Source organism: Ruegeria sp. BH6 (assembly GCF_056538105.1).
This window is the reverse complement of sequence record NZ_JBQFSR010000006.1, coordinates 133,609-151,332: the sequence shown is the minus strand read 5'-3', so window position 1 is coordinate 151,332 and position 17,724 is coordinate 133,609. Positions and strand designations below refer to the sequence as shown.

Annotated in this window: 16 protein-coding genes; 6 read left to right on the top strand and 10 right to left on the bottom strand. The window is 58.8% G+C overall.

Going from position 1 to position 17,724, the window contains the following annotated elements; translation table 11 throughout:
• The first annotated feature begins 41 nt into the window (after nt 1-41).
• The gene (locus tag ACR0B8_RS13995; RefSeq protein WP_226689454.1) at nt 42-1,166 is read left to right on the top strand and encodes an ABC transporter substrate-binding protein; all 1,125 of its coding nucleotides are present in this window, start codon (nt 42-44) and stop codon (nt 1,164-1,166) included.
• 3 nt (nt 1,167-1,169) lie between these two features.
• On the opposite strand, the gene ACR0B8_RS13990 is transcribed toward ACR0B8_RS13995, so the two are convergent.
• From ACR0B8_RS13990 to ACR0B8_RS13945, 10 genes are all read right to left on the bottom strand, one after another.
• Nucleotides 1,170-3,089 carry a beta-galactosidase gene (locus ACR0B8_RS13990; protein ID WP_480658826.1) on the bottom strand — a complete coding sequence of 640 codons (1,920 nt, stop codon included), beginning with the start codon at nt 3,087-3,089 and terminating at the stop codon, nt 1,170-1,172.
• On the bottom strand, nt 3,086-3,946 hold the full coding sequence (locus ACR0B8_RS13985; RefSeq protein WP_480658828.1) for an SMP-30/gluconolactonase/LRE family protein: 861 nt from the start codon (nt 3,944-3,946) through the stop codon (nt 3,086-3,088). The genes ACR0B8_RS13990 and ACR0B8_RS13985 overlap by 4 nt, the downstream gene beginning before the upstream one ends.
• Nucleotides 3,943-4,548, bottom strand: a complete 606-nt coding sequence (locus ACR0B8_RS13980; RefSeq protein WP_480658830.1) for a 2-dehydro-3-deoxy-6-phosphogalactonate aldolase — start codon at nt 4,546-4,548, stop codon at nt 3,943-3,945. Before ACR0B8_RS13980 ends, ACR0B8_RS13985 begins: the two co-directional genes overlap by 4 nt.
• Nucleotides 4,545-5,438, bottom strand: coding sequence for a 2-dehydro-3-deoxygalactonokinase (locus ACR0B8_RS13975; protein ID WP_170505945.1), 894 nt, complete (start codon nt 5,436-5,438; stop codon nt 4,545-4,547). The genes ACR0B8_RS13980 and ACR0B8_RS13975 overlap by 4 nt, the downstream gene beginning before the upstream one ends.
• 4 nt (nt 5,439-5,442) lie before the next feature.
• Nucleotides 5,443-6,210 carry an SDR family NAD(P)-dependent oxidoreductase gene (locus ACR0B8_RS13970; protein ID WP_226689458.1) on the bottom strand — a complete coding sequence of 256 codons (768 nt, stop codon included), beginning with the start codon at nt 6,208-6,210 and terminating at the stop codon, nt 5,443-5,445.
• On the bottom strand, nt 6,210-7,919 hold the full coding sequence (locus tag ACR0B8_RS13965; protein ID WP_170377071.1) for an IlvD/Edd family dehydratase: 1,710 nt from the start codon (nt 7,917-7,919) through the stop codon (nt 6,210-6,212). The genes ACR0B8_RS13970 and ACR0B8_RS13965 overlap by 1 nt, the downstream gene beginning before the upstream one ends.
• Before the next feature lie 24 nt (nt 7,920-7,943).
• Complete coding sequence (gene melA / locus ACR0B8_RS13960) at nt 7,944-9,284, bottom strand: alpha-glucosidase/alpha-galactosidase (protein WP_226689459.1); 1,341 nt, start codon at nt 9,282-9,284, stop codon at nt 7,944-7,946.
• Nucleotides 9,285-9,305: 21 nt separating this feature from the next.
• Nucleotides 9,306-10,154: a carbohydrate ABC transporter permease gene (locus ACR0B8_RS13955; RefSeq protein WP_170349905.1), complete on the bottom strand. Its 849-nt coding sequence runs from the start codon at nt 10,152-10,154 to the stop codon at nt 9,306-9,308.
• Between the two features lies 1 nt (nt 10,155).
• Nucleotides 10,156-11,079, bottom strand: coding sequence for a carbohydrate ABC transporter permease (locus tag ACR0B8_RS13950; RefSeq protein WP_170361733.1), 924 nt, complete (start codon nt 11,077-11,079; stop codon nt 10,156-10,158).
• Nucleotides 11,080-11,176: 97 nt separating this feature from the next.
• The gene (locus tag ACR0B8_RS13945) at nt 11,177-12,436 is read right to left on the bottom strand and encodes an ABC transporter substrate-binding protein (protein WP_170361732.1); all 1,260 of its coding nucleotides are present in this window, start codon (nt 12,434-12,436) and stop codon (nt 11,177-11,179) included.
• A gap of 141 nt (nt 12,437-12,577) precedes the next feature.
• Here ACR0B8_RS13945 and ACR0B8_RS13940 point away from each other — a divergent pair, with 141 nt between their 5' ends.
• The 5 genes from ACR0B8_RS13940 (at nt 12,578) to ACR0B8_RS13920 (ending at nt 17,717) form a co-directional block, all read left to right on the top strand.
• Complete coding sequence (locus ACR0B8_RS13940) at nt 12,578-13,384, top strand: IclR family transcriptional regulator (RefSeq protein ID WP_480658834.1); 807 nt, start codon at nt 12,578-12,580, stop codon at nt 13,382-13,384.
• A complete protein-coding gene (locus ACR0B8_RS13935; RefSeq protein ID WP_480658836.1) occupies nt 13,381-14,439 on the top strand; it encodes an ABC transporter ATP-binding protein in 1,059 nt (352 codons plus the stop codon). The genes ACR0B8_RS13940 and ACR0B8_RS13935 overlap by 4 nt, the downstream gene beginning before the upstream one ends.
• Before the next feature lie 160 nt (nt 14,440-14,599).
• The gene (locus tag ACR0B8_RS13930) at nt 14,600-15,559 is read left to right on the top strand and encodes a dihydrodipicolinate synthase family protein (RefSeq protein ID WP_226689460.1); all 960 of its coding nucleotides are present in this window, start codon (nt 14,600-14,602) and stop codon (nt 15,557-15,559) included.
• Complete coding sequence (locus tag ACR0B8_RS13925; protein ID WP_226689461.1) at nt 15,550-16,482, top strand: 4-hydroxyproline epimerase; 933 nt, start codon at nt 15,550-15,552, stop codon at nt 16,480-16,482. The genes ACR0B8_RS13930 and ACR0B8_RS13925 overlap by 10 nt, the downstream gene beginning before the upstream one ends.
• Nucleotides 16,479-17,717 carry an NAD(P)/FAD-dependent oxidoreductase gene (locus tag ACR0B8_RS13920; RefSeq protein ID WP_170505931.1) on the top strand — a complete coding sequence of 413 codons (1,239 nt, stop codon included), beginning with the start codon at nt 16,479-16,481 and terminating at the stop codon, nt 17,715-17,717. The genes ACR0B8_RS13925 and ACR0B8_RS13920 overlap by 4 nt, the downstream gene beginning before the upstream one ends.
• Nucleotides 17,718-17,724: the final 7 nt, after the last annotated feature.

Here is a 17,724-nt window from a genome sequence, read left to right as displayed (position 1 = left end):
AGTAAAAGGCTGCAAAACAACTCAATAGCAGGAGAATCAAAATGGCTGAACGGAAAACCCTTTCCAGACGCTCGATGCTGAAAGGCGCGGGTGCGGCTGTTTTGGCGGCTCCGCTTTACAGCAAAAGCGCGCTGGCCTCTTCGGGTGAGATCAACGTGGTGATGTGGTCGGATTACCTGCCGCCTGAGTTCCTGGAAGGGTTCGAAGCGGAAACGGGGATCAGGGTCAATCATATCGGGATCGGATCGAACGAAGAAATCCTCAACATGATGACTGCGTCGAATGGCCAGGGGTTTGACCTTGTCGCGCCTACCAACATGCGGTCTTTGCAATGGGCGCCGCTGGACCTGCTGCAACCGTTTGATCTGGATAAGGTGAACCTGGACGCGGTTAACCCTTCCATGGTTAGAATTGGGACCGACGCTTGGAATTTCAACAAAAGCGGAGCGCACTGGCTGCCGCATATCTGGGGGACTGAGGGCATAGCCTACCGTACCGATCTGTGGTCGCCCGAAGGCGACGCTCCATCCTATGGGGATGTCTGGGCGGAAGAAAATGCCGGTATGACCATGGGTCGTGCGCATTCTATGATGCTGTGTGCGGGTCTGTATTTGGAACGCTTGGGTGAGATGGAGCCCGAGTCCGTCTGGGATGCCTATGACGACGAAGACACCATGCGCAGGGTCTGGGACCGGATCACGGACTGGTGCATTGAACGCAGGGATCGGATCAAGCTGATTTGGAACGATGCTGAAACTCAGAAATACGGCTTGCTGAATGGCGGCGTGGTTGTGGGGCAAACATGGGACGGGCCGCCGCTGGCTTTGAAATCAGCAGGGGAACCGGTGAATTATCAGGCTCCGATCGAAGGAGCGATGGCGTGGGTGGATGGTCTTGCAATGCCAGTCGGTGCGGAAAACATCGAACAGGTCTATGCGCTCATCAACTATTTGTACCGACCTGAGCCAGCCGGAGCTGCCGCTGCAGTGAACGGATATAACACAGCCGTACTGGGCGCCGAGGATTTCGCGGGCGATGAGTTCAGAAAGAACTTTGCCGAGGCCTATCCGGGCGACGCGTTGGCCAACCTCAACCCGTGGCTGGCCGAAGCTCCGTGGTATGCCAAAGCACGGGCCGAGTTTGTCGACAGATTTTTAAACGCCTGAGCATTACCCCTGTGCGGGTGGACCCTTTGGTAGGATGACGACGTCACACGCTGCGATTTCGTGCCCGTTCCAAAGGACGGGTGCGGCGGTGTAGTTGATCAGAAAAATATACTGCACGGTTTCCCGTCGGCGCAGGCCCTCGGGCATTGCATGCAAGGTCAGGTCGACCGTTTTGGCGGCCATCGAGATGACCCTGTCCCAAAGAGCCTCATCCGGGAAACCCGCAAGGTACCAAAGACCGTTTTCGCCTTTTAGGGCAGATGTGCCATCAACAAAGGTCAAAAGGTCTGGGGCATCTCCGGAGAGGCGGTCAACCCAGTGTTGCGCCGCGCCACCTCCGTTAACATCACGCTGCACGTTAGGGGGCAGGGTTTCCACAAGATCAACTCCGCAATCCAGCCCGGACAGGCCCGGGCGGCCTGAGGTTGGAATTTGGAAATCGCGAGTGATCGCGCCTGTACGGGGGCCAAGGATGGCCAGATCACAACCCTCAGTCAGGCGGGTTTCCAGATCGTCATCCAGCGTGGCAAGACCGGGGGCGAGGATCAGTTTGTAGCCGGTCTTGGGCGTTTCCGAGGCCGCAATGAAGTCCACCGAAAGCCCGGCCCGCCGCAGCGCGCGATAGGCTGAAAAAACCAGCCGGAAATAGTTGAACCCGGCCCCTTGCGGTTGTGTCGCCCAGGCCCAGTCCGAGGCATAATCGAACACAATCGCCACGTCCGCCTGCGTTTGCGTCAGCGCGCCTAGCTCGGCCAGATCAACTGCGGTTTGACGTGCCTCAGCCAGTGCCGGGGCGGGTGTGTTGTTCGGTGTCAAAAGGCCAGCGTGCATTTGTTCCTGCGCGAACGGAGCCTGCCGCCAGCGGAAATAGCTGACCACTTCGGCCCCATGCGCCACCGCCTCAAGCGACCACAGGCGCACCATGCCGGGCAGGGGGGCAGGGTTATAAGGAGCCCAGTTCACCGGGCCCGGTTGTTGTTCCATCACCCACCAGCGCCCGCGCCCAACGGCGCGATAAAGGTCGTGATGAAAGGCCTGCATATCCGGATCGCCCTGTTGCAGGAACGCGGCTTTATGGGCCTCGTCCGCCTCAAGCCGGTCTGAGAGAAACCCAATCGGGTAGCTGTCCCATGTGGCGATATCCAGATCCGCACCGACTTTGAAATGATCGAAATCCAGAACCCGACCCATATAATTATGCAGCAGCGGCGCGTCAGTCAGTGGCCGCAATGCATCAACCTGCGCTTTGTTGAACATCACCACCTGATCCGAGCTGAACCGGCGGAAGGCCAGAACATGCGCTGGGTTGGGTTCGGTCACAGTCAGATTGGGCAGGTCGATCTGATCGAAACCTGCGTATTCCATCGACCAGAACACATTGCCCCAGGCGGCGTTCAGAGCGTCGACCGAGCCATATTGATCGGCCAGCCACCTCTGAAACTCTCGCATGGCAGGCTGGCTGTAGCTGACGGTCGTGTCATGGCAGCCATATTCGTTGTCGATCTGCCAGGCGGCGACATGCGGGTTGCGCCCATACCGTTCGCCCATGAGCCGGACAATGCGGGCGCATTCGGCGATATATCCCTGATGACTAAAGCAATAGTGCCTGCGTGAACCGAATTTGCGCGGCTGCCCCTGAACATCCACCGCCAGCATGTCAGGGTGTTTCTCAAGCATCCATCGGGGCGGCGTAGCTGTCGGTGTGCCCAGAACAACCTTAAGGCCCACAGCCCCCAGCACCTCAATTGCTCGGTCCATCCAGTCGAATTGCAGATCACCCGGAGTTGGCTCCATCCGGCTCCAGGCAAACTCACCGATCCGCACCCAGCTCAGGCCGGTTTCGACCATCTGCGCGGCGTCCGTGGCCCACATTTCTTCGGGCCAGTGTTCGGGATAGTAGCAAACACCAAGTTCGGGCTTCATAGAATGACTCTGTGTTCGGCCTGCCCAGTACCCGCGCCGGGGGCGGCAAAGGTCATACCGTTGGTAGGGCGTGCAGCAAGCGTGTCCTTGTCCAGTCCCTCGCGGGCAGTGGTGCAGTAGAGTGTGGTCAAGTCGTTGCCGCCAAATGCGGGGCATGACACATGGGTGGCTTCAAATGGGATGGCCGTCAGGAACTGTCCTGACGGTGTATAGGCTGCAACACGGCTTGCACCCCATTGCGCGATCCAGAGGTTGCCTTTCGCATCAACCACGGCGCCGTCGGGGTTCAAACCGTCGACGCGTAGGTCCAAGAATACCGTGCTGTCGCCCTTGGGCCAGCCGGTTTCGGAATTCAGTGGCCATTGCATGACCTGCTTGGTGGCCGTGTCCGTGTAATAGGCGCAAGACCGGTCCGGGGCGAAGCAGATCGCGTTCGAGATCGTGACATCGTCCACCAGTTGCCTAAGTTCCCCCCGCCAATACCGATAAATCGCGCCTGCACCGGGTTCGGCGGTTTTACCCATCGTCCCGATCCAGAACCCACCCCAAGGATCCGCACGTCCGTCATTTGAGCGCGTGACCGGATTGTCCGCCTCAAGTGGGGCGATCAGGTCTTTCTGGTCGTTTTGCAGGTTGAACCGCCACAGGCCCGTTTCAGAGGCTATCAACAGCGTATCCCGGTCTACCCAGCCCGCGGCCGAGACATGTTCGTCGAACTGCCAATTGCGCTGCGCTTTGCCGTTCCGCGTCATCAGACGTTTGCCCAGGATGTCAAACCAGAACAGCTGTTGCCGTTCCGGGTGCCACAACGGCCCTTCGCCCAGTTCACAGGCGCGGTTGTCGTAGACGATGCTCATCCAGTGGCCTTGTCGTAGGCGGTGACGATTTGGGTCGCCCGCTCTGCGACTTCCGAGGCGGTCATGCCGGGTTTGAACAGCGCCGATCCGATGCCGAACCCATCAGCGCTTGCCTTGATCCACAGGTCGAAATTCTCGGGGCCTGCCCCGCCGACGGCATAAACCTTTGTGCCTTCTGGCAGCACCGCTCGTAAGGCCGCCAACCCTGTTGGTCCAGCCAGCGCGCCGGGGAACAGTTTCAACCCTGATGCCCCTGCTTGGAGCGCGGCGAAAGCTTCGGTCGGGGTAAAAATACCCGGCCAGCTTTCCAGCCCCAGCCGATGTGTGTGCGAGATCACCTCGGGGTCGCAATTCGGTGACACGATCAGACGACCGCCGACCTCTGATACCATGTCGACCTGCTGGGACGTCAAAACCGTGCCTGCCCCGATCAAAGCACGATCACTGAACTCATTGGCCAGAACGGCGATCGAGGCCAGCGGGTCGGGTGAATTCAGCGGCACTTCGATCTTGTCGATGCCAGCGTCGATCAGCGCCCGTCCAACGTCCGTTGCGTCCGAGGGGGCTAGTCCGCGCAAAATGGCGATGATGGGTCGGCTCATGCGGTTTGCCTCGTGAGGTTGCGGGCCTGTTGCAGACCGGCCAGGGTACATTTCGTGCTGTTGGCGGTTTCTACAAACGCGCCCTGTTGTTGTAGCGCCTTGGCATAAACTTCCGACAGGCTCTCGGCCCCGATGATTGCCAATTGCTGCCCCAACCAATAGGGGCGGGTGGCCGCCAATTCCGCGCCGATCAGATAACCTGACAGCCGTGCCCGGATAACGCCGCCATCCTGCCCTTGCAGCAGATCAGCGGCCCGCAGGCCAAACAGGCGCGCCGCCAACTGTTCAGGTTTCGACAAGGCATCGGCAGTGGCCTCGGCAAAGGCGGCATCCTCCCAGCCCTCGCCGATCGAGTGTTTTAGCACCGATTGCCCGCCCAGCAGATCGAACATCTCACCCGTCATGAAGGTGCGAAAGCTGACAACCTCTCCGGCGCTGACCTGCACCCATTTCGTATGGGTCCCAGGCAGGCAAATCACCCCGTCCCAGTTCTGACGCGAGGCCAGAAACCCGGCGATCTGCGTTTCTTCGCCGCGCATGACATCGGGTGGTGCGGTTTGTTTCAGACCGGGCACCACGAAGGCGCGAATGCGGGGGTCGGTGCCGGGAACACGAAACGGCGCAACCGGCGTTGGCTCACACGGAACGGCGGAATAGGGGGCTTCGACCCAGCCCTGCCGCGCGCCCACCATTCCGCAGGCGATCACGTCAAGTGGCGCCGTGCCCAGCCAGCCTTCGATCAGTTCGAACAGCGCGGCTTGAAACCCGCCTTTGTCCACCCGTGCCATGCCTTTGTCCGTCTGCGCCTGATCCAGCACCGCATCACCCTGCATTGCCCAAGCCCGCAGATGCGAGGTTCCCCAGTCGACTGCAATCCATTCCGTACTCATGGCTTTACCCCGTTACGACAACGCCGCCATCGACGGCCACGCATTGCCCGGTCATCGCGCGGCTGGCGTCCGAGGCCAGAAACAAGGTCGGTGCGACCATATCCTCGGGCGTCAGGTGTTCTTTCAGGCATTGACGGTCCAAATGCGCGGCCAGATCTTCGGGCGTGGCCCACATGTCCAGCTGTTTCTGCGTCAGAACCCAGCCCGGAGCCAGCGCATTCACGCGGATGTTCTGCGGCCCCAATTCGCGCGCCAAGGATCGCGTCATCCCGGTGATCCCGGCGTTTGAAGTGGTGTAAATCGGATAACCTGCATTGCCCATCATGTAGCTGATCGAGCTGAAATTGACGATTGCGCCGCCCCTATCCTGCATCTGGCGCGCGGCCTCCTGACAGGCAAAGTAATAGGCCTTGAGGTTCACTTCGATCATCCAGTCCCAGAACTCGGATGTAGTGTCCTCAAGCGCGTGGCGCTTGTCGTTGGCAGCGTTGTTGATCAGCACGTTCAGGGGGCCATGGGCCTCGGCCGCCTTTTGCATGGTAGCGTGCAGCAATTCGGTATCGGTCATGTCGCCTTGCATGAACAATGGCGCGCGGCCGTGTTTGTCGCGCATCTCTTCGACGAAATCGCTGGCGTCCGAACGGCCGATGAAGGCAACGTTTGCGCCTTGGGCCAGAAACCCGTCCGTGAGCGCGGCGCCCACCCCCGAGCCGCCGCCGGTAATATAGACGGATGCCCCGTTCAAATCGTGGAAAGTGGCGGGTTGGTCCATCAGTGGCTCTCTCTGGTCACAAGGCGTGTGTCTTTGCCGACAAGGAAATCAAGGTCCGCGCCCTGATCGGCCTGCAGCACATGATCAATATAAAGCTTCGCGTATCCACGGGTGTAATGCGGGGCGTCGGGTTGCCATGCTGCGCGCCGGGCGTCCAGTTCCTTTTGGTCCACCAGCAACTCCAGCTCGCCCTTGCTGGCGGATACGCGAATGCGGTCGCCGGTTTTTACCAGTGCCAATGTGCCACCCGCCTGCGCCTCGGGGCTGACATGCAGGATTACAGTGCCGAACGCTGTGCCTGACATCCGCGCGTCCGAGACGCGGATCATATCGCGCACACCCTCTTTCACCAGCCGCGCGGGGATCGGCATATTGCCGACCTCGGGCATGCCGGGATACCCTTTGGGGCCACAGCCTTTCAGCACCAAAATGGTCTCAGCCGTGACAGGCAGATCGTCGCGGTCGATATTGGCCTTGAGGTCTTCAATGTTCTCAAAGACATAGACTTCGGCCTCGGTCTCCAACAGTGCGTCCGTCGCGGCCGAGGGTTTCACTATGGCGCCGTTCGGGGCCAGATTGCCGCGCAGCACGCGCAGGCCCGCGGCGGGTTTCACCGGATCGTCAAAGGGGCGGATGACGTCGCGGTTAAAACATTCAGCCCCTTCATAATGGGCCGAGATATCCTTGTTCAAAACCGTTTTCGCGGGCCGCAGGAAGGGTTTCAGCTCGGACAGAACGACGGGAACGCCGCCTGCGTAACAGAAATCCTCCATCAGGTATTTGCCCGAGGGCATGCAGTTCACCAAAAGGGGAATGTCTGAACCGATTTCGAAGTCTTTCAGGGTCAGATCGACTCCGACGCGGCCTGCCAATGCCAGCAAATGAACCACCGCATTTGTCGATCCACCCACGGCGGCGTTGGCCAGGATGGCGTTTTCAAACGCTTCCTTGGTCAGGATGTCCGAGGGTTTGAGATCTTCGTCCACCATCTCGACAATCCGTTTGCCGGTCAGATGTGCCAGCGCCATGCGACGGGCGTCGACAGCGGGCAGGGCGGCGTTGGTGGGCAGGCTCATGCCCATCGCTTCGACCAGCGACGCCATTGTGCTGGCCGTGCCCATCGTCATGCAAACGCCCGCACTGCGCGACATTCCGGATTCCGCACTCATGAAATCCTGCAGGGTCATTTCACCTGCGCGTACGGCTTCAGAGAATTTCCAGACGTCTGTGCCTGACCCGATATCCTGGCCGCGATATTTACCATTCAGCATCGGGCCGGAACTGACCACAATAGACGGCAGATCAACCGAGGCCGCACCCATCAATTGACCCGGTGTGGTTTTGTCGCAACCTCCCAACAGGACAACGCCGTCGATACCATAGGCGCGGATCGATTCCTCAACATCCATCGCCAACAGATTGCGAAACAGCATGGCGGTGGGTTTCATTTGCGTCTCGCCTAGCGACATGACCGGGAATTCGACCGGAAAACCTCCGGCCTCCCACACGCCGCGTTTGACCCCTTCGGCCAGGTCACGCAGGCCCGAGTTGCAGGGCGTTAGTTCCGACCATGTGTTGCAGATCCCGATGATGGGGCGCCCGTCAAACGCGTGGTCTGGAAAGCCCTGGTTCTTCATCCACGAGCGGTGGATGAACCCATCTTTGTCCAGCTTGCCATACCAGTGCTGTGATCGGCGTTTCTTAGTCATTTGGTCTGCCTTCTATTCTTGGGGTCAGGCGGCTTTTGCCGGTTTGCACCAGTCCGGCAGCCAATCGGCATGGGCGATGAGAAGATCATCAACCATGTTGCGGATTTGGCGCAGGTCCAGTTCGGCGGCAGTGTGCGGGTCCATCATGGCGGCGTGATATATGTATTCGGGGTTCCGGTCGACCAGCGCACGCACCGTTAGCTCCTGCACGTTGATCTGACTGCGCATCAGCGCGATCAACTGCGGTGGGATGTCCGCGACCACCGAGGGCTGCACGCCGTTGCTGTCCACCAAGCACGGGGTTTCAACCGCAGCCCCCAAGGGCAATTGCGGGATTTGGCCTGTGTTGGGCAGGTTACCATAGGCCACGTAGGGCGTGTCGGTGACGATGGCATTTATCAGATCGGCAGCGAATTCATGGCTGCGGGTGACCTTAATATTGCGCCCGTCGGTCAGGGTCTTGGCCTGTTCTTTCCAACTGGCCACCTGTTCGACGCAGCGGGTGGGGTATTCGTCCAGCGGGATCGAAAACTGCTCGATCAGGTCCGGCCGCCCATCCTTGATGAACCACGGCACGTATTCCGCCAGATGCTCGGAGCTTTCGGTGCAGAAATAGCCCAGATGGTCCATCACCTCATACCGGACTTTGTTGGGGCAACGTGGCATCAACAGCGGGGCCTTGGGTATTTGACCGCTTGCGTATCCCCGCCGCAATGCGGGGTAGAGATCGCGCCCCTGGTGTTCCAACCGTAGAAAGAAGGCGACGTGATTTACGCCTGCGACCTTATAGCGAAACTCGTCCTTAGGCAGGTCCAGATCATGGGCCAGCTCTTCGACCGTGTTCTGGACCGAGTGGCAGAGGCCAACATGCTTCACCGCTGGAAATTGCTCGGCCAGCGCCCAAGTGTTGATCGCCATTGGGTTGACGTATTGCAACAGGGTTGCATTCGGGCACAACTGCATCATGTCTCGCGCCACATCCCACAGAACAGGAACCGTGCGCAGGCCGCGCATGATGCCCCCAATGCCCAGCGTATCAGCTATGGTTTGTCGCAGACCGTACTGCTTGGGAATTTCAAAATCGGTGACTGTGCAGGGTTCATAGCCGCCAATCTGGAAGGCGGTGATCACGAAATCCGCCCCGTCCAGCGCCGCGCGGCGGTCATTATGGGTGGATACGGTCGCACCCGATCCGACCGAGCGGATCATCGCACGGGCGACCGCCTCGCTTTCAGCCAGGCGTTCGGCGTCGATATCCATCAATGCAAAGTGGCTGTCGGCCAGCGCAGGGGTCAGCAGGGCATCGCCCACGATGTTCTGCATGAAAATCGTGGAACCCGCACCAATAAAGGTGATCTTGGTCATAAGGCGAACTCCGGTTCGAAGCTATTTGACGGCACCGAGGGTCAGACCCGCGATGAAGTGTTTCTGCATCAGGAAGAACATGGCCACCGGCGGCAAGGCTGCCACGATGGAGCCGGCGCTCATCAACTGATAGGCGGCGCGGAATTGTGCGTTAAAGCTGGTGATGCCTGCGGTAACAGGTTGGCTTTCGGCCCCTTGGGTCAGGACAACGGCCCAGAAATAATCGTTCCAGATGAAGGTGAAGATCAGCACGCTGAGCGCGGCGATGGCTGGTTTCATCAGTGGCAGGACTACATACCAGAAGATACGCCATTCGCTGATACCTTCGACCCGGGCAGCTTCGATCAGCTCAAACGGAAGGGCGCGGATGAAGTTGCGCATGAACAGGGTGCAGAACCCAGTCTGGAAGGCGATGTGGAACAGCACGAGCCCGGTTTTGGTGTTGTAGAGACCCAGCTGCAGTGTCAGGTCGCGGACCGGAACCATCAGAATTTGAAACGGCACGAAATTGCCTGCCACGAACATGAAGAATATCCAGATGTTCGATTTGAACTTGTAGATCCCCAGCGCGAACCCGGTCATCGTGCTGAGCGCGACACACCCGACCACCGTCGGGATGGTGATCAGGAACGAGTTCAGCAGATACCGTGGCATGTCCGAGTTAAAGAACACCTGCCCGTAGTTGAACGCACCCTCAAAGCTGGACGGCATGCCCCAATAGTTCGCGTTGGTGAAGTCCGCAGCCGGTTTAACCGAGAATAGGGCGACCGCCAGCAACGGACCCAACCACAACAGCAAGGCTAGTGGCAGCATGGCCTGATAGCTGATCTGCGCCGCGCGGGATTGTTTTTCGATGGGTTTGGGAAACATCTTAGTGCCCCTTTTCTTCACGGTACATCGACCACAGGAAGTAGGCGATGAAGCAGAGCATGATCAGAAACAGGATCACAGCGATGGCGGCACCATACCCCATACGGAAGCCGTATTCGGACAGCGCGACCTCGAACATGTAATAGGCCAGCACGCGAGATGATCCGAACGGGCCGCCCTGGGTCATGATTGAAATCAGATCGAAGCTGCGCAGCGCGCCGATGATGGTCACGACAAAGGCGATGAACGTGGCGGGGCGCAGTTGCGGCAGGATGATGTGCCATAACATCCGCAGGCCCTTGGCGCCGTCCAGACGCCCGGCCTCGATCTGTTCGGGGTCCACGGCGTTCAGGCCGGTCAGGTAAAGGATCATGCAATAGGCCGTTTGCGGCCACAGACCGGCAAAGATGATGCCATAGGTGACAAAGCGCTCATCCCCTAGCACGTTCAGCGGCTCGATGCCGAACAGACCGAGGAACTCATTGAGCAGGCCGAAGGTCGGGTCATAGAACCACGTAAAAACGAGGCCGACGACGACCTGAGAAATAACGAAGGGGAAGAAAAACAGTGATTTGTACAGGCGGATGCCCCAGACCGTCTGGTTCAAGAGCAGCGCGATGAACAGGCCCGCCGGGATCGCGGCCAGATAGAGGACCAGCCAGATCAGGTTGTTTTTCAACGAGGTATAGAATGCATCCCGGTCAACCCATTCCCAATAGAGGTCTTCATAGTTGCGAAAGCCCACATATTCAGCCGCCCCAAGTCCATCCCATTCATAGAGGGACAGGTTGAAGGACTGGAACACCGGGATGATCACATAAACCATGAAGAACAGCAGGCCCGGGGCCAGAAACAGCCAGGGCGCAATGCGTTGTTGGTTTCTGTGGAACCAGCTTTCCTGTTCTGGGACGTCGACGGCTGACATGAGCAAACTCGGGTTTTAGGTATGTTGAGTAAGACGGGTTGCCACCCGTCTTACGCAGGATGAGGTGCAGGCCGGGATTTCGCCCGACCCGACCGATTCAGTTGTCGTAGATGCGCTGACGTGCGCGTTCCAATTTGGCCAGGATGCGGTCGGCATTGTCCGGCTTGACCATGAATTCCTGAAACCCTTCCATCGACACTTTGGCCATTTCGGCCGGTGCGTCACGGTCCCAGAACTGCGCCACGCCACCGGGGCTGTTCGACGACAGCATCTCGAAACCCTGTAGCAGGAACTTGTCGTCATCCACGGTTGATTGCGCGTTCACTGGCAGTTGGCCGAGATTGGCGCCGTTGTTGATCTGGGACTGTTCATCCGCGGATACAACGAAGCGCAGGAACTCACGTGCGGCTTCCTTGTTCGATGCGTTGGCCGGGATGTGGAACGTGTCGGTCGGCGCGTCCTCGGCCAGTTCAACGTCAGGGTTGATGGCAACGAACTGGTAGAAATCCAGTTGATCATCGGTCAGCCCGGCCTCGCGCAGCGGAGCGACGGCGAAGTTGCCCATCAGATACGCCGCGGCCTCGCCGTTGACCATGAAGGGTAGGGCCTCTTGCCAGCTATAGGTCTGGTGGTTGTCGATGAACGCTCCCATGTCGATCAGCTGTTTCCAGTTGGCGAAGGTTTGCTTGACCCGGTCGTCTTCCCAGCTGATTTCGCCATTGGCAAGTTGGTTGTGGAAGTCGAAGCCGTTTGTGCGCATGTTCAGGTAGTCGAACCAGCCACCGGCAGTCCAAAGGAACTTGGTGCCGATGGTGTAACAGGCGCGACCGGAATCGACGATCTTCTGACAGTTGACCAGCTCTTCTTCCCAGGTGGTCGGCTCGGTCAGGCCCAGCTCATCAAAGATGTCTTTGCGGTAGTAAACGCCCCATTGATAGTAGGTATAGGGCACGCCCCATTGCTTACCATCAAGGGTCATCGCGCCTTTGGTCGAGGCGAGATTGTCTGCGATCTCGGGTTCGGCCCAAAGATCGGACACGTCTTCGAACAGGCCGGCCTCAACATAGGGCTTCATCCGGTTGGCTGCATACCATGTCGCAACGTCCGGTGTGTCCGCCGTAAGGAAGTTGCGGATCTGAGTCTTATACGCCTCGCGGTCGATCACGGTAGTTTCAATCTCGAGCCCCGGATGCTGTTGCGCGAACCGATCGATCATCGCTTCCATCGTCGCGCGGGGCGCCGGGTTCGATGTGTCGAGGAAGATTCGCAGCTCGCCGGACAGTTCGGCTGCTACGGGCGCGGCAAGTGCCGCACTGGCCGCCAGCGCCACCGCAGTACGCTTGAACATGGAATGCATGGTTTCCTCCCTTAGCTTCCATTTTTAGTTTCAAATAATGAAACCGTGTTTTATATATTGAAAACTACACATCGACTCGGTTAGTCTTGTCAAGACCCTCGTGAAGATGGCGATGGGTCAATAGGAGGAGAACAGACGCCCGTGGCAGGTGACGGAACAATAGGAAAAGCATGTGAGGTGCTGGATCAGGTGGCGGCTTTTGCGCGCCCGGTCCGATTTGCGGAACTATTGGAGAGCAGCGATTTCCCCAAGGCTACGCTCTATCGGTTTCTGCAAACGCTGACCAATCAGGGCATGTTGTCATATGACCCTGATCGGCAAACCTATACGCCCGGTTTGCGGCTGGTGCGGCTTGCGCATTCGGCCTGGACACAAAGCTCATTGGCACCGATAGCGCGGCCGTTTCTGGATGCTTTGAGCGCAGAGACTGGGGAAACGGTGCATCTGGCGCAGCTGGATGCCAGTCAGGTTCTGTACGTCGACAAGCGCAATGCCGCGCAACCGATCGAGATGTATTCGCAGGCGGGCAAGGTCGGCCCGGCCTATTGTACCGGCGTCGGTAAGGCGATGATGGCGTATTTGGATGAGGTCGCGCTGGAGCGCGCCGTTTCTCAGCAGAGCTATCACCGATTCACGGATAAAACCCTGACCTCTGAGGCGGCGCTGCGCGCTGACCTCGACCTGATCCGCAGTCGCGGCTATGCCATCGACGATGAAGAACACGAGCCGGGCATTATTTGCATCGCTTGTCCGATTCTGACGTCGGGCGGGCGGATGTTGGGGGCAATTTCGGTCACCGGATCGACCGAGCGGATGAATTTCGAACAATTGGAAACCTGGGTTCCCCGTGTTCGCCGAGTGGCCGAACAGATCGGAGCCGAAGCACAGGCCTGGCGGTTCCCCGAGACCCGCCAATGCGCCGACAACAACAGGATGCAAGCGACATGACCGGAGTGACTCTGAATCAGGCGATCAAGCGATATGGCGAGACGCAGGTAATCCACGGTATTGATCTGGACATCGAAGATGGTGAGTTCTGTGTTTTCGTTGGCCCCTCTGGCTGCGGCAAATCCACTTTGCTGCGTATGATCGCGGGGCTTGAAGAGACGACCGAGGGTCAGATTAATATTGGTGCGCGTGACGTAACCCATATGGATCCGGCCAAGCGCGGCGTTGCGATGGTGTTTCAGACTTACGCTCTGTATCCACATATGACTGTGGCCGAGAACATGGGCTTCGGTCTGCGTATGAACGGGGTCGCCAAATCCGAGATCGACCAAAAGGTTGAGCAGGCGTCGAATATCCTGAAACTGGATCAGTACCTCAAACGCAAGCCCAAGGCCCTGTCTGGTGGTCAGCGACAGCGGGTTGCCATTGGCCGCGCCATCGTTCGGGGACCCGAGGTGTTTTTGTTCGACGAACCTCTGTCTAACCTCGACGCTGAACTGCGTGTCGAGATGCGGGTGGAGATCGCGCGGCTGCACAATGAGATCGGCGCAACGATGATTTATGTGACCCATGATCAGGTTGAGGCGATGACCATGGCCGACAAGATTGTGGTATTGCGGGACGGCCGGATTGAGCAGGTCGGCGCGCCGATGGATCTGTATCGCGACCCGGATAACCGCTTTGTTGCGGGGTTCATCGGCTCGCCCGCGATGAATTTTCTGGAGTGTGATTTTGCGGACGGTAAAGTCTCGCATCCCGCCCTTAGCGCACCGTTGGAGGTGACGGCCAATGTACCTGCGGGTCTGAACAAGGTGACCCTGGGCATCCGCCCCGAACATATCGAAGTTGATCGTGCAGCCGAAACCTGCGCCGTTGATCTGACCGAAGCGCTTGGTGGGGTAAGTTATACCTATCTGTTGACCCCCAATGGCGACAAGCTGATCATTGAAGAGCGCGAAGACCAGCGCAGCAAGCAAGGGGAGCGTATCGGTATCACCGTGCGGTCAGATCGTGCAATGCTATTCGATCCTGAAACCGGGCAACGGTTCCGGTAATCGCAAAATCCTGAGTGAAGCAAAACGCACCGGTCTCTGTGATCTGGTGCGTTTTTTGTCAGTCGTAAATTTTCTGGATTTTGTATCCAATATCCGTTATGGCGAGTCAAAAGGGTGAATTCAACCCGCCTCTACGTTGCCTATTGGAAGGAAAACTTCGATGACGACCAATGTTTTCACCGGCACCATGCCTGCTCTTATGACCCCCTGTAAGGCTGATCGCACGCCTGATTTCGACGCGCTGGTGCGTAAGGGAAAGCAGATGATCGACGCGGGAATGTCAGCGGTGGTCTATTGCGGCTCGATGGGGGATTGGCCGTTGTTGACAGACGCACAGCGGATGGAGGGTGTTGAACGGTTGATCGATGCAGGGTTGCCCGTGGTGGTCGGGACCGGGGCCATCAATACAAAATCTGCTGTGGGCCATGCGGCCCATGCGCAGAAGGTTGGGGCGGTCGGCCTAATGGTGATCCCGCGCGTGTTGTCGCGTGGCAGCTCTCCGGCAGCGCAAAAGAACCATTTCCAGGCGATCCTGACCGCCGCGCCGGATGTGCCCGCGATCATCTACAACAGCCCGTATTACGGATTCGCCACGCGGGCAGACCTGTTTTTTGCCCTGCGCTCCGAGCATCCAAACCTAATCGGATTCAAGGAATTCGGCGGCAAGGAAGATCTGCGTTATGCGGCCGAAAACATCACCAGTCAGGATGATCAGGTCACCCTGATGGTTGGCGTGGATACCGAGGTTTTTCATGGCTTTGTCAATTGCGGCGCGACGGGCTCGATCACCGGGATAGGCACCGCCTTGCCGCGTGAGGCATTGTTGCTGGCCGGGTTGTCCAAAAAGGCGGCCCAAGGCCATGCCGAGGCTCGCCAGCGCGCGAGAGAGCTGACCGAGGCGATCCATGTGCTGTCCAGCTTTGACGAAGGCCCGGACCTGGTGCTGTATTACAAGCATCTTCTGGTGCTGAACGGGGAACAGGAATACCGTCTGCACTTCAATGAAACGGACGAGTTGACAGATGCGCAGCGCAACTATTGCGAACAGCAATATGACCTATTTCGCACATGGTTCGCCGACTGGTCCAAACAGGGCGGAGTAATCGCTGAATGCATGTGATCGACAGCCACACCGGGGGCGAACCCACACGGGTTATCCTAAGTGGCGCACCCGATTTGGGTTCCGGCCCGTTGGGCGAACGCGCCCACCGGTTGGCGACAGACCATGAGGAGTTCTATCGCTCGATCATGTTAGAGCCGCGCGGCCAGCCTGCCATGGTTGGCGCGCTGCTGGTCGAGCCGGTTGATCCGACCTGTGTGACTGGCGTGATCTATTTTGACGTGGATGCCGTGCTGGGCATGTGCGGTCACGGAACCATCGGGCTAACCGTCACGTTGGCCCATCTGGGGCGGATCGGTGTTGGACAACATCGCATTGAAACGCCTGCTGGGATCGTAACGGTCGACCTGCACGACGCCAACACTGTCACCGTCACGAATATCGAAAGCCGCCGGGTGCATCGCGGGGTGACGCTGGATGTGCCGGGTTATGGCGCGGTGACCGGCGATGTGGCTTATGGCGGCAACTGGTTCTTTATCGTTGATCCCAGCCCTATACCGGTGGAAACTGAAAATATCCCACAGCTGACCGATATGACAGTTGCGATCCGAGAGGCCTCGATTGCGCAAGGGATTGGCGGAGAGCAGGGTGAACCGATCGACCATGTGATCTTTCAGGGCGCCTCGGATGATCCGACGGTCCATGGTCGCAACTTTGTGCTGTGCCCGGACGACAATTATGACCGGTCCCCCTGTGGCACCGGCAGTTCCGCGCGTCTGGCCTGTCTGGCCGCTGATGGGGTGCTGAAACCTGGCGAAGAGATTGTGCAACACAGCGTCATCGGCAGCGCCTATCACCTGTCATATCAGCCCGGCACGAATGGTGGTGTCATCCCGTCGATAACCGGGCGGGCCCATATTATGGCCGAGGCGACGCTAATCTTTGGGGACAATGACCCCTTCAAGGCGGGCATCAACCTATGACCTCGCGGGTCGTCGTGATCGGCGCTGGCGTGATCGGCATCACAACCGCGCTTGAGTTGCAGCGCCGGGGCCATCGCGTTCTGGTTCTGGATCGTGAGGGTGTTGCAGCACAGGCCTCGGCCGGGAACGCAGGCGCGTTTGCCTTTTCCGAGGTCGAACCTCTGGCAAAGCCAGGGATTATGCACAAGGCACCTAAATGGCTTCTGGACCCGCTGGGGCCGCTGTCCGTACCACCTGCTTATGCACTCAAAATCGCGCCGTGGATGTACCGGTTTTGGCGGGCCAGCCGACCGGGACGGTATCAAGACCACCTGCGCGCGCAGGCGCGACTGATGGACTTGTCCCGCGCGGCTTTGGACCGTTTGGTCACTTCGGTGAACGGCGAAGCGATGATGCAGCGTGACGGACAAATGCAGCTGTACGAAAGCGAGGCCGAATTCCGCGCCAGCCTGCCCGAGTGGGAGCTGCGGCGCCAACATGGGATTGATTTCGAACTGCTGGACAGTCGCGAGGCACTTGCCGAAAAACAACCCGGCCTGAGCCCCCGTTTTACCCATGCAGGGTTCACGCCGAACTGGATGAACACTGTCGATCCAAAGAAATGGGTTGCGCATCTGGCCCAGACCTTTCGCGATCGCGGAGGGCAGATTGAAATTCATGACACGCGCGGGCTGACTGCTGATGAAGGCGGCGTTCGGATCGCTCTGTCAGACGGTGAGAAAAAGGCAGCCAAGGTGGTTCTGTGTGCCGGCGCATGGTCGCATCACCTTGCGCGGACACTGGGCGACGCGATTCCGCTTGAGACTGAACGTGGCTACAATACTACCCTTCCTGCCGGTGCGTTTGACCTGCGCATGCATCTGACATTTGCGGGTCACGGATTCGTCGCCACACGAATCAATGGCGGCGTTCGGATCGGCGGAGCGGTTGAATTGGGTGGGCTGACCCTTCCGCCGAATTACAAACGAGCGGACGCGTTGCTGAAAAAAGCGGTGCAATTCCTGCCCGGATTGAACACCGATGGGGGATCGCAGTGGATGGGGTTCCGCCCATCCCTGCCAGACAGTCTGCCGGTGATCGGAGCCTCGCCGAACGCGCCGGACGTCATTTATGCCTTTGGCCACGGTCATCTGGGTCTGACGCAATCGGCAGGAACGGCTGAATTAGTCGGAGCTTTGATTGACGGGCAACCTTCTCAGATTTCCCTAACCCCTTTTTCCGCCACCCGGTTCTAAGGACAAG

What these genes read in the sequence shown, in the direction of transcription:
- ACR0B8_RS13995 (WP_226689454.1), top strand. Translation starts at nt 42, where the DNA reads ATGGCTGAACGGAAAACCCTTTCCAGACGCTCGATGCTGAAAGGCGCG.
- ACR0B8_RS13990 (WP_480658826.1), bottom strand. Translation starts at nt 3,089, where the DNA reads ATGAAGCCCGAACTTGGTGTTTGCTACTATCCCGAACACTGGCCCGAA.
- ACR0B8_RS13985 (WP_480658828.1), bottom strand. Translation starts at nt 3,946, where the DNA reads ATGAGCATCGTCTACGACAACCGCGCCTGTGAACTGGGCGAAGGGCCG.
- ACR0B8_RS13980 (WP_480658830.1), bottom strand. Translation starts at nt 4,548, where the DNA reads ATGAGCCGACCCATCATCGCCATTTTGCGCGGACTAGCCCCCTCGGAC.
- ACR0B8_RS13975 (WP_170505945.1), bottom strand. Translation starts at nt 5,438, where the DNA reads ATGAGTACGGAATGGATTGCAGTCGACTGGGGAACCTCGCATCTGCGG.
- ACR0B8_RS13970 (WP_226689458.1), bottom strand. Translation starts at nt 6,210, where the DNA reads ATGGACCAACCCGCCACTTTCCACGATTTGAACGGGGCATCCGTCTAT.
- ACR0B8_RS13965 (WP_170377071.1), bottom strand. Translation starts at nt 7,919, where the DNA reads ATGACTAAGAAACGCCGATCACAGCACTGGTATGGCAAGCTGGACAAA.
- melA (WP_226689459.1), bottom strand. Translation starts at nt 9,284, where the DNA reads ATGACCAAGATCACCTTTATTGGTGCGGGTTCCACGATTTTCATGCAG.
- ACR0B8_RS13955 (WP_170349905.1), bottom strand. Translation starts at nt 10,154, where the DNA reads ATGTTTCCCAAACCCATCGAAAAACAATCCCGCGCGGCGCAGATCAGC.
- ACR0B8_RS13950 (WP_170361733.1), bottom strand. Translation starts at nt 11,079, where the DNA reads ATGTCAGCCGTCGACGTCCCAGAACAGGAAAGCTGGTTCCACAGAAAC.
- ACR0B8_RS13945 (WP_170361732.1), bottom strand. Translation starts at nt 12,436, where the DNA reads ATGCATTCCATGTTCAAGCGTACTGCGGTGGCGCTGGCGGCCAGTGCG.
- ACR0B8_RS13935 (WP_480658836.1), top strand. Translation starts at nt 13,381, where the DNA reads ATGACCGGAGTGACTCTGAATCAGGCGATCAAGCGATATGGCGAGACG.
- ACR0B8_RS13930 (WP_226689460.1), top strand. Translation starts at nt 14,600, where the DNA reads ATGACGACCAATGTTTTCACCGGCACCATGCCTGCTCTTATGACCCCC.
- ACR0B8_RS13925 (WP_226689461.1), top strand. Translation starts at nt 15,550, where the DNA reads ATGCATGTGATCGACAGCCACACCGGGGGCGAACCCACACGGGTTATC.
- ACR0B8_RS13920 (WP_170505931.1), top strand. Translation starts at nt 16,479, where the DNA reads ATGACCTCGCGGGTCGTCGTGATCGGCGCTGGCGTGATCGGCATCACA.